This window comes from Streptomyces sp. TRM64462, assembly GCF_013362995.1.
Classification (GTDB): domain Bacteria; phylum Actinomycetota; class Actinomycetes; order Streptomycetales; family Streptomycetaceae; genus Streptomyces.
The window spans coordinates 1-10,231 of the sequence record NZ_JABWDV010000125.1 but is presented as its reverse complement, the minus strand read 5'-3'; the positions used below and the strand labels follow the sequence as shown (position 1 = coordinate 10,231).

The following is a 10,231-nucleotide window of genomic DNA, read 5'->3' as shown; positions in this document are numbered from 1 at the left end:
CCGACCGGCAGACGGGACTTTGCGGACACGACCCAGGACCTGCTGTCGGGCACGGTGTCGTGGTCGGAGGGCATGCAGCGGGTCTTCCGCGCCGATCCGCAGCTGCCGTGGTCGCTGCTGGAGATGTGCGACGCGGTGCTGGAGTGGGATGTGGGGGCGTTCGGGGAGTTCCTCGCCTCGATCCTGGCCGGTGAGGAGCCGGCGTGGACGCGGATCCGGTTCAACGTCGTCGGCGAGGTGCGGACGGTGGACCTGCTGGGGCGGCCGGTGGCGGGGACGGACGGGCGGCCGTGGGCGGTGCAGATGGTGGCCCGCGATCTGACGCCGCAGATGCGCAGCCGGCGCCGCCTGGTGGCCAAGGAGACGGAGGCCAGGCAGCTGCGGCAGCAGGCGGAGGCGGAGCGGCACGTGGCGTCGGTGCTGCGCGAGGCGGTGCTGCCCACGTACTCGCAGGGGCTCGCGGAGCTGGGTGTCAGCGCGGCGGCCGCCTACCTTCCGGCGGAGGCGGACGCGGCCGTGGGCGGCGACTGGTACAAGTGCCGCCGCCAGCCCGACGGGCGGGCGCTCATCGCGGTGGGCGACGCCCAGGGCCACGGGCTGGAGGCGGTGGCGCGGATGGCGCAGCAGCGGTACGCCATGGCGGGCCTGGCCCAGCTCGGCGCGAGCGCCGGTGACATCACGAGCTGGCTGAACGAGCTGGTGTGCGGCGATCCCACCGCCGCGACGGCGACCATGGTGGTCGGCCATATCGGCTCCGACCGGGTGCTGCGGTGGGCGTCCGCCGGGCATCCGGCGCCGCTGCTGCTGCGCGACGGGAAAGCGTTCGCCCTGCCGAGCGACCACAGGGGGCCGCTGCTGGGTGTGCTCCCGGAACACCCGTACGAGACGGCCGAGCTGCCGCTGTCCGCGGGCGATCTGCTGCTGTTGTACACGGACGGCGTGGTGGAGCGGCGGGGCCAGGACATCACCGAGGGGGTGGAGGCGCTGGCGCGGCGCCTGGCGTCGACGGGCACCACGGCGCCGCAGCGGGTGATCGACCGGCTGACGGAGGAGTACGGCCGGGCGCCCCACGACGACGACGCCTGCCTGCTGGCGGTACGCGTCGGCTGAGCGGCCGACGGTGTACGCGCGCCGGCCCCGCCCCCGTACGTGGAAGGGGGCGGGGCCGGCGGCCGCGGTCAGTTCTCGCGGTGGCCGAGGGGGGTTCTCGCGGTGGCCGCGTCAGTTCTCGCGGCGGCCGTTCACGCGGCGCGGGAGGCGGAGCGGGTTCTCGTCGCGCAGCTCCGGCGGGAGGAGCGGCGCCGGGGTGGACTGGTACGTCACCGGGCGCAGCCACCGCTCGACGGCCGTGCCGCCGACCGAGGTCGAGGTGGACGTGGTGGCCGGGTACGGGCCGCCGTGGTGCTGGGCGGGGGCGACGGCGACGCCCGTCGGCCAGCCGTTGACGAGGACGCGGCCCGCGAGCGGGGTGAGCTCGGCCAGGAGCGCGGCGCCCGAGCCGGTGCCCTCGGCCTCCCGCGACGACAGGTGGAGCGTCGCCGTCAGGTTGCCGGGGAGGCGGGACAGGACCTGCGTGACCTCGGCCTCCGTCGCGTACCGTGCCACGACCGTCACCGGGCCGAAGCACTCCTCCAGGAGCAGGTCGTGGGCGCCCTCCGCCGCCAGGCGGGCCGCCGGGACCGTCAGGAAGCCCGCCGCCACCGTGTGCGCGCCGCCCGCGCCCGGGCTCACCGGGGCGTCGACGTCCGGGAGCGCGGCCCGCTCGGCGACGCCCGCGACGAAGTTGTCGCGCATCCGGTGGTCCAGGAGCACGCCGTCCGCCACCCGGCCCACCGCGTCCGTCAGGGACTTGACGAGCTGGTCGCCCGCGCCGCCCGACGGCACCAGGACCAGGCCGGGCTTGACGCAGAACTGGCCGACGCCCAGCGTCATGGAACCCGCGAGGCCCGCGCCGATCTCGTCGGGGCGCTCCTCCGCCGCGGCCTCGGTGACCACGACCGGGTTGAGGGAGCCCAACTCGCCGTGGAACGGGATGGGTACGGGGCGGGCGGCCGCCGCGTCGAAGAGCGCCCGGCCGCCGCGTACCGAGCCGGTGAAGCCGGCGGCCGCGACCAGCGGATGGCGGACCAGCTCGACACCCGCGTCGAAGCCGTGGACCAGACCGACGACCGCCTCGGGGACACCGTGCTCGGCTGCGGCCTCGCGCAGCAGGGAGGCGGCCAGCTCGGAGGTGGCCGGGTGGTCGGGGTGGGCCTTCACGACGACCGGGCAGCCCGCGGCCAGGGCGCTGGCCGTGTCGCCGCCGGGCACGGAGAACGCGAAGGGGAAGTTGGACGCGGAGTACACGGCGACGACGCCCAGCGGGACCTTGTAGCGGCGCAGGTCCGGGATGGGGGGCGTGGCCGTGTCGTCCGGGTGGTCGATGATCACATCCAGGAACGCGCCCTCGTCGACGAGGTCCGCGAAGGCCCGCAACTGGTAGCAGGTGCGGGCGAGTTCGCCGGGAAGGCGGGGCACGCCGAGGGCGGTCTCCGCGTCGGCCGTCTCGACCAGACGGTCCTTGGCCGCCTCCAGGCACGCCGCGGCGCTCCGCAGGAACGCGGCCCGTACGGCGCGGTCGGCGAGGGCGGCCCGGGCGTCGTGCGCGGCCCGTACGGCGCGGTCGACGTCGGCGGCCGTGGCCTCCACCGCAACCCGCTCACGCTGCTTCCCGGTTCGGGGGTCGACACTCCAGACTTGTGCTGCTGACACCGCGGCGTCCTCTCAGACTGTGCAGACTGTGCGTCCTGGGTCCGTTCGGTATTCTGAACGGCGTTCCTGATGATGAATGAAGGTGCGGGAACTCTATTAACGGGCGTCTGAAGGGGTCAAGAGCGATGTCTGCTGCCGAATCCGGCGGAGCGCAGGTCAAGTCCGCGGTCCGTACGGTGGAATTGCTCGAGTACTTCGCCGGGAGTCCCGGCATGCACTCGCTGGCCGCCGTGCAGGAGGCCGTCGGCTACCCGAAGTCCAGCCTGTACATGCTGCTGCGCACCCTCGTCGAACTGGGCTGGGTGGAGACCGACGCGACCGGCACACGGTACGGGATCGGCGTGCGGGCCCTCCTCGTCGGCACCTCCTACATCGACGGCGACGAGGTCGTCGCGGCCGCACGCCCGACCCTGGACCGGCTCTCCGACGACACGACCGAGACCATCCACCTGGCCCGGCTCGACGGCACCAACGTCGTCTACCTGGCCACCCGCCAGTCCCAGCACTACCTGCGGCCCTTCACCCGGGTCGGACGCCGGCTCCCGGCGCACTCCACGTCCCTCGGCAAGGCGCTGCTCGCCACGTACAGCGACGAGCAGATCCGCAAGCTGCTGCCCGAGACCCTGCCCGCGCTCACGGAGCACACCCTCACCGACCGCGAGCGGCTCATCGAGGAGCTGCACACCGTCCGCGAGCAGGGGTACGCCGTGGACCGCGAGGAGAACACGCTGGGCCTGCGCTGCTTCGGCGTCGCCATCCCGTACCGCACGCCCGCCCGCGACGCCCTGAGCTGCTCGGTGCCGGTGGCCCGGCTCACGCCCGCCCACGAGCAGACCATCAAGGACGCCCTGTTCGACGCCCGCGACCGGCTCACGCTCGCCACCCGGAGGCTCTGATGACGACGGCGCCGGTCACCGTGACGCTGCGGCCGGTCCTCGCATCGGACCTCGACCGCTTCTTCACGCTCATGCGGGACCCCGAGGCGGCCCGCATGGCCGCGTTCACGCCCGAGGACCCGGCCGACCGCGCCCGGTTCGACGCGCACTGGTCGCGGGTCCTCGCCTCGGACGACGTGAACCGTACGGTGCTGGCGGACGGCGCCGTCGTAGGGCACGCGGCCGTGTACGGGCCGCCGGGCGAGCGGGAGGTCACGTACTGGATCGACCGCGCGTACTGGGGCCGGGGCGTGGCGACCGCCGTCCTGCGGGCGCTGCTGGACCTGGTGCCCGAACGGCCGCTCCACGCGCGCGCGGCGGCCGACAACGCGGGCTCGGTCCGCGTCCTGGAGAAGTGCGGGTTCACGGTCACGGGCCACGACCGCGGCTGGGCGCACGGGCGCGGCGCCGAGACGGACGAGGTGCTCCTCACGCTCAGGGACTGAGCCCGGCTGGCCGGGCCCGTTGGGCCGGCTGAGCCCGGCCCCTAAGGGTTTCGGCCCGCCCGCCCGGGGTCCGTCTCCGCCGTGCGGCGGAGGCGGATCGTCGCCGCGCAGGAGGCGGCGGGCAGGGCACGGCCGGGAGCCTGGGGGCATGACGACGACCCCGCTCCCCGCCCTCCCCCGCCTCGCGCCCGACCGCTCCGCGCGCGTGCTGCGCGCTGTCGCGATCGCGTCCTGCGCGCCGTACCTGGCGCTGAAGACCGCCTGGCTCTCGGGCAGCCGCGTCGGCATCCCCGAAGGCAGCGTCCTGCTGGAGCGGCCCGCGCTGGTGGCGGTGGCGAACGGGGTCACCGTCCTGATGGACGCGGCGGTGATCGTGCTGGCGCTGCTGCTCACCCAGAGGTGGGGCATGAGGGTGCGGGCCGGGCTGCTCGCGTTCCCCATGTGGGTGGCGACCGGGCTGCTCGTGCCGATCATGGTGGGGTTCCCCGCACAGCTCGTGGCCGAGGCGGTGGGCGGCGGGCAGCCGCTCGCGACGCGGCCGTCGGAGCCGTTCCTCGACGCCTGGGTCTTCCCGGTCGTCTACGGCGGGTTCATCGTGCAGGGCCTCGCGCTCGGCGCCCTGTTCGTGCGGTACGCGCGGGGGCGGTGGGCCCGGCTGTGGCGCGGCACCGTGTGGGAGCTGTCCGCCTCCGTGTCCGGCCCCGTGCTGCGGGGCGTCGCGCTCGCGGCCTCGCTGGCGCTGCTGGTACCGGCCGGGCTGCACATCGGCTGGGCGTCCGGCATGACGGCCGGGCTGACGCCCGCGCAGATCGCGGAGGCCACGCCGGACTTCCAGGTCCTGGAGGCCGCACGCGCGCTGTACGCGGCGGCGGCCGTGGCCGGCACCCTGCTGCTGGTGTTCCGCCGGGGCCGCCCGCTGCCGGTGAAGGTGCCGCTGGCCCTGGCCTGGACGGGCTCGGGCGCGGTCGCCTGCTGGGGCGGCTGGCTGCTGCTGTCCGCGCTGGCCCCGGTGAGTGATGCGGCGAAGGAGCCCACGGCGCTGCTGACCCTCACCTACGCTGGCGAGATGATCACGGGGACGGTACTGGCCTGCTGCGTGGCGGTCTTCCTGCGGAGGCGCGCCACGTGAGAAGGGCGTGGAACGCGCTGTTCGGGAAGCGGGCCAGGCTCCGCTGGGTCCATCTGATCCTGGGCGGCGCGATGCTGATGCCGTACTGGCTGCTGTGCTCGGTGGTCCTGTCGCTGTTCACGGGACTGAACGGCGGCATGTTCGGGGGCTCGCCCCCACTGCAGTTCGGGGCGTACGCGCTGGCGCTGCCGCTGGCCGCCGTCTCGGCGCTGTTCCCGCTGGCCCGTCCGATGTCGGTGGGCGTGGCGCGGCCGCTGTGCGGGGTCGCGGCGGACCGGTTCGCGGAGGGGCCCGCACAGTCGTGCGCGGCGCGGGCGCGCACGGCCGGCTGGGTCACGCTGCACGTCGGCCTGGGCGGGCTGGTCAGCGGGGCGTCGCTGGCGCTGCCGCCGTTCGCGCTGACGGTCATGGCCCTGCCGTTCTCGGCGGACCTGCGCCGGTCGGCGCTGAGCGGCCGGTACGGGCTGGACGCCCCGTGGTGGGTGATGCTCGGCGTACCGGCGGGGCTGCTGATGCTGGTGGCGCTGGCCGCGGCCTCCGCCGGCGCGGGGGCGCTGCTGGCGCGACAGGCCCCGGTGCTGCTGGGCCCGACGCCCGCGGACCGGCTCGCGGCGGCGGAGCGGCGCGCGGCGGAGCTCGCGGTGCGGAACCGGCTGGCGCGGGAGCTGCACGACTCGGTGGGGCACGCGCTGAGCGCCGTCACGCTCCAGGCGGGGGCGGCGCGCCGGGTGCTGGACGCGCCCGAGCCCGATGTGGGGTTCGTCCGGGAGGCGCTGACGGCCATCGAGGGGACGGCGCGGCGTACGGTCGGGGAACTCGACTCCGTACTGGGCCTGTTGCGGCAGGGCGAGGACGACGGGGAGCTGCCGGGTCCCGGCCTTGAGGCGCTGGACGTGCTGCTCGCGCACTCCGGCGTGAAGGTGACGTGCGAGCAGGCGGGCGATCCGGCGGCGGCCGTGCCGCAGCCGGTGTCGCGGGAGGTGTACCGGATCGTGCAGGAGGGGCTCAGCAACGCCCTGCGCCACGGCGGGGCCGCGCCGGTGTCGCTGCGGCTGCGCGCGACGGACGACGAACTGGAGGTCACGATGGAGAACCCGCTGCCCGAAGAGGGCCGCGCACCGGTCGTACGGCCCGGCGGCGGCCGCGGCCTGCGGGGCGTCGCGGAACGTGCGGCGCTGCTCGGCGGCCGGTCCGCCGCGGGCCCGGTGGCCGACGGGACGGCCTGGCGGCTCTCCGTGCGGCTCCCGCTGCGCGACGCGGGGGTCCGCCGGTGATCCGCGTGGTGCTCGCCGACGACGAGCGGATGGTGCGGACCGCGCTGCGGGTCATCCTGGACGCCGAGCCCGACCTGGAGGTGGTGGGCGAGGCGGCGACCGGCGCCGAGGCCGTGTCCGTCGTACGGGAGCTGCGGCCCGACGTCGTCCTGATGGATGTGCGCATGCCGGAGATCGACGGCATACGCGCCACGGAGCAGCTCCTCGCGTCGCTCACCGACCCGCCCCGCATCGTCGTCGTCACCACCTTCGAGAACGACCAGTACGTGTACGACGCGCTGCGCGTCGGCGCGGCCGGGTTCCTGCTGAAGCGGGCGGCCGCCGAGGACCTGGTGGACGCGGTACGGCTGGTCGCCCGGAGCGACTCGCTGCTGTACCCGGCGGCGCTGCGCGGCCTCGCCGCCGCGCACGGGGCTCCCGGGCGGGCCGGCGGCGCCCCGGCCGCCGCCTGGGTGGCGCGGCTCACCGAGCGGGAGGCGGACGTGCTGCGGCTGATGGCGCAGGGGCTGACGAACGCGGAGATCGCCGGGCGGCTGCACGTGGGCCCCGCGACGGCGAAGACGCATGTGGCGGCGGTCCTGGCGAAGACGGGCGCGCGGGACCGGACGCAGGCCGTGATCGCGGCGTACGAGTCGGGGTTCATCACGCCCGGATGAGGATTCCCTGAGAAGGACGGCCCGCCGGAACGCCCGGCACGGCCCCCTTCGTCCTCTGTACGGGATGAACAAGACGATCAGAAGAGCGGCCGTCTTCTCCCTGCTGCTGGTGCTCGCCCTGCTGCTGCGGGCGACCTGGGTGCAGGCGTACGAAGCGAAGGCCCTGGCGGACAACAAGAAGAACCGGCGGAACGTGATCGCGCAGTACGCGCAGCCGCTCGGCGACATCGTCGTGGCCGGCTCGCCGGTCACCGGCTCGGTGCGGACGAAGAGCGGCGACCTCGCGTACAAGCGGACCTACACGGACGGAGCGCTGTACGCGCCGGTCACCGGGTACAGCTCGCAGCTCCTGGGAGCCAGCCAGTTGGAGGGCATCTACTCCAAGGTCCTGGGCGGCACCGACCCGCGCCTCAAGAACCCGGTGGACGCGCTGACCGGCAAGCAGACCGAGCCGGGCGACGTGCTGACGACCATCGATCCGGCGGTGCAGAAGGCCGGGTTCGAGGCGCTCGGCGACAAGAAGGGCGCGGCCGTCGCGATCGACCCGGGGACGGGCCGGATCCTCGGCATGGTCAGCACGCCGTCGTACGACCCCTCGGCCATCGCCGGGTCCACGGACGGCGACACCTGGAAGAAGCTGGCACAGGACGAGGACAAGCCGCTGGTGAACCGGGCGATCCGGCAGCCGGTGGCCCCCGGGTCCACGTTCAAGCTGGTCGTCGCGGCGGCGGCGCTGGAGGACGGTCTGTACGGCTCCGTGGACGAGCCGACGGCGAGCCCGAACCCGTACACGCTGCCGGGGACGCGGACGGTGCTGAGGAACGAGAATCCGTCGGCGCCCTGCGAGAACGCGTCGATCCGAACGGCGCTGCGCTACTCCTGCAACAACGTCTTCGCGAAGATGGCCGTCGATCTGGGGCAGGACAAGGTGCGTGCGACGGCGGAGAAGTTCGGCTTCAACGACAAGGAGCAGGACGTGCCGGTGCGCGCCTACCCGAGCGTGTACCCCACGGGCATGGACCGGGCGCAGACCGGTCTGTCGGGCATCGGCCAGTTCGATGTGACGGCGACGCCGCTGCAGATCGCCATGGTGTCGGCGGCCATAGCCAACGACGGGGAGCTGGCGGCGCCGCATATGGTGACGAAGGTGGTCGACGCGGACGGGAACGCCCTGGAGGAGTTCGCGGACGGGGAGACGCGCCGGATCATGTCGTCGTCCACCGCCGAGCAGCTGCGGTCCGCGATGGTCACGGTCGTCGAGGACGGTACGGGCAGCAACGCCCGGATCGACGGCGCCGAGGTCGGCGGCAAGACGGGTACGGCGCAGCGGGGCGTGAACAACAGCGAGAAGCCGTACGCCTGGTTCACGTCGTACGCGAAGGACGCGAGCACCGGCAAGGAGGTCGCCGTCGCGGTGTTCGTCGAGGACTCGGACGCGGCGCGCGCCGAGGTGAGCGGTAACGGGCTCGCGGCGCCGGTGGCGAAGAAGATGATGGCGGCGGCGCTGAAGTGACGCGGCGAGGCGGATGGTAGGCAGGGGGCTGTTGTTCAAGGATCAACCCCCTGCCGCTTTCCGCCCCTTGGAGGTCCCGTGCTGTCGCTCCGCCGGCTGTCGTCCCGTCCCCGTTCCCTGTCCGGCTGGACCATGGCGGTCTTCGGGCTGCTCGCGACGGCGCTGGGCGCGGTGGGGCTGCTCGCACCGGACGTGCTGCTGACAGTCATGGGCTTCGAGCCCATACCCGGGACGGGACGCGCGGACGGGGACCACACGCTGGTGTTCCTCACCGCGTCGTCGATGGCGGCGGTGAACATGGGCGTGTACTACGTGCTGGCGGCGCTGGCGGACTGGCGGGCGTTCTTCCGCTGGACGGTGCCGTTCCGGCTGCTGACGTGCGCGGTGTTCACGCTCGCCGTCGCCGGCGGCCGCGCCCCGGCCGGGTTCCTGGGCGTGGGCCTGTGGGAGGGCCTGGGCGCGGCGGCGACCTGGGCGGCGCTGCGGTACGAGACGCGGGCGGCCGCCCCTGGGGCAGGTGGCTTTCGCGCCTAGCGGAGGTGGTGTCCGCGGGCTGCGGCGTCGGACCAGGGGCGCCAGTCGCCCAGGTACGTCTCGCGGGTCGCGGACGCGGCGGCGGCCGGGGTGAGCTGCGGCCGGTTGTCCGGAACGTGGATCGTGGCGCCGGGCCCGGAGTTGCGGTACTCGGCGAACCGCTGCTCCTGCCACGGGAACTGCTCCCGCATGTTGGTGTACGGCGCGACGGCGTCGATGCCGCGGCCGATCCGGCTGTCCCGTACGACCAGCGACGGCCACGCCGTGGTGTCGGAGCTCGGCACCCACGGCCGGGCCAGCTTGTACGCCCCGTCCTCGGCGCCGCTGGTGAACCCGCACTTCACGGCGAGGTAGCCGTACGGGTTGGCGCGGACCGTGGAGGGCGCGAAGACCATGCCCTTCGGTGTGAAGCCGACGTCCCGGGCCAGGGTGTGGAACCGGCAGTGCTCGAACACGGCGGTGGAGCGCCCGAAGACGAAGTCGACGTCGCCTTCGACGTGGCAGTGCGAGAAGTACTGCCGCCCGAAGACGGACGCCGAGACCGTGTCGGCGTAGAGCGTGTCCTGGTGGCCGAGGAACCGGCAGTGGAAGAACGCCGAACGGTCCCCCATGACCTTGATGGCGACGGCCTGCGTGCCGGTGATGTCCGGGTGGTCGGCGCGCAGGAAGTCGTTGGCGAAGGTGACGCGGCAGGCGGTGAAGCCCTCGGCGCGGACGGTGGTGGTCGCGGAACCGGTGGTCCCGTAGGTGCCCGAGCCGTCGGGCTTCGGGGTGCCGGCGGCGTTGTCGTACACGATGACGGTGTCGCGCGGGTCGCCGCTCGCGCCGATGAGGGTGAGGCCGGGGCGGGCGGTGCCGACGCTGACCAGCTCGCGGTACGTGCCGGGGGCGAGGACCAGGGTGTACCCGGGCCCCGCGGCGTCCACGGCTGCCTGAACGGTGCGGTGGTCGCCGCGGCCGTGCGGGTCGACGTACAGCGTGCGGCCGCTGAGC

The 10,231-nt window shown here is 74.3% G+C and carries 10 protein-coding genes; 8 read left to right on the top strand and 2 right to left on the bottom strand.

All coding sequences use genetic code 11. From position 1 onward, the window contains the following. On the top strand, positions 1-1,110 hold a 1,110-nt coding region (locus HTZ82_RS05890), incomplete at its 5' end, for a PP2C family protein-serine/threonine phosphatase (protein WP_175408203.1). A 111-nt stretch (positions 1,111-1,221) separates the two neighbouring features. Here HTZ82_RS05890 and HTZ82_RS05885 read toward each other — a convergent pair. Beyond that, a complete protein-coding gene (locus HTZ82_RS05885) occupies positions 1,222-2,751 on the bottom strand; it encodes an aldehyde dehydrogenase (NADP(+)) (protein ID WP_175408202.1) in 1,530 nt (509 codons plus the stop codon). Positions 2,752-2,876: 125 nt separating this feature from the next. Here HTZ82_RS05885 and HTZ82_RS05880 point away from each other — a divergent pair, with 125 nt between their 5' ends. From HTZ82_RS05880 to HTZ82_RS05850, 7 genes are all read left to right on the top strand, one after another. Next, positions 2,877-3,647, top strand: a complete 771-nt coding sequence (locus HTZ82_RS05880) for an IclR family transcriptional regulator (protein WP_175408201.1) — start codon at positions 2,877-2,879, stop codon at positions 3,645-3,647. Next, positions 3,647-4,132, top strand: coding sequence for a GNAT family N-acetyltransferase (locus tag HTZ82_RS05875; RefSeq protein ID WP_175408200.1), 486 nt, complete (start codon positions 3,647-3,649; stop codon positions 4,130-4,132). The genes HTZ82_RS05880 and HTZ82_RS05875 overlap by 1 nt, the downstream gene beginning before the upstream one ends. A 148-nt stretch (positions 4,133-4,280) precedes the next feature. Then, on the top strand, positions 4,281-5,261 hold the full coding sequence (locus HTZ82_RS05870) for a hypothetical protein (RefSeq protein ID WP_175408199.1): 981 nt from the start codon (positions 4,281-4,283) through the stop codon (positions 5,259-5,261). Then, a complete protein-coding gene (locus tag HTZ82_RS05865) occupies positions 5,258-6,535 on the top strand; it encodes a histidine kinase (RefSeq protein ID WP_309235329.1) in 1,278 nt (425 codons plus the stop codon). The genes HTZ82_RS05870 and HTZ82_RS05865 overlap by 4 nt, the downstream gene beginning before the upstream one ends. A 29-nt stretch (positions 6,536-6,564) precedes the next feature. Then, the gene (locus HTZ82_RS05860) at positions 6,565-7,191 is read left to right on the top strand and encodes a response regulator transcription factor (protein WP_217623714.1); all 627 of its coding nucleotides are present in this window, start codon (positions 6,565-6,567) and stop codon (positions 7,189-7,191) included. Positions 7,192-7,255: 64 nt separating this feature from the next. Next, positions 7,256-8,704 (top strand): penicillin-binding protein 2, encoded by a 1,449-nt coding sequence (locus HTZ82_RS05855; RefSeq protein ID WP_175408198.1) that lies wholly within the window; start codon positions 7,256-7,258, stop codon positions 8,702-8,704. Positions 8,705-8,836: 132 nt separating this feature from the next. After that, positions 8,837-9,238 (top strand): hypothetical protein, encoded by a 402-nt coding sequence (locus HTZ82_RS05850; protein WP_175408204.1) that lies wholly within the window; start codon positions 8,837-8,839, stop codon positions 9,236-9,238. Here the strand turns inward: HTZ82_RS05850 and HTZ82_RS05845 are convergent. After that, positions 9,235-10,231 (bottom strand): pectinesterase family protein (locus tag HTZ82_RS05845; protein ID WP_175408197.1); only part of this gene is annotated, 997 nt, incomplete at its 5' end. The two genes, HTZ82_RS05850 and HTZ82_RS05845, sit on opposite strands and share 4 nt — an antisense overlap.

Bases quoted from the DNA above. Each gene is read 5' to 3' on its own strand.
- HTZ82_RS05880 (WP_175408201.1), top strand. From the start codon at position 2,877: ATGTCTGCTGCCGAATCCGGCGGAGCGCAGGTCAAGTCCGCGGTCCGT.
- HTZ82_RS05875 (WP_175408200.1), top strand. From the start codon at position 3,647: ATGACGACGGCGCCGGTCACCGTGACGCTGCGGCCGGTCCTCGCATCG.
- HTZ82_RS05870 (WP_175408199.1), top strand. From the start codon at position 4,281: ATGACGACGACCCCGCTCCCCGCCCTCCCCCGCCTCGCGCCCGACCGC.
- HTZ82_RS05860 (WP_217623714.1), top strand. From the start codon at position 6,565: ATGGTGCGGACCGCGCTGCGGGTCATCCTGGACGCCGAGCCCGACCTG.
- HTZ82_RS05855 (WP_175408198.1), top strand. From the start codon at position 7,256: ATGAACAAGACGATCAGAAGAGCGGCCGTCTTCTCCCTGCTGCTGGTG.
- HTZ82_RS05850 (WP_175408204.1), top strand. From the start codon at position 8,837: ATGGCGGTCTTCGGGCTGCTCGCGACGGCGCTGGGCGCGGTGGGGCTG.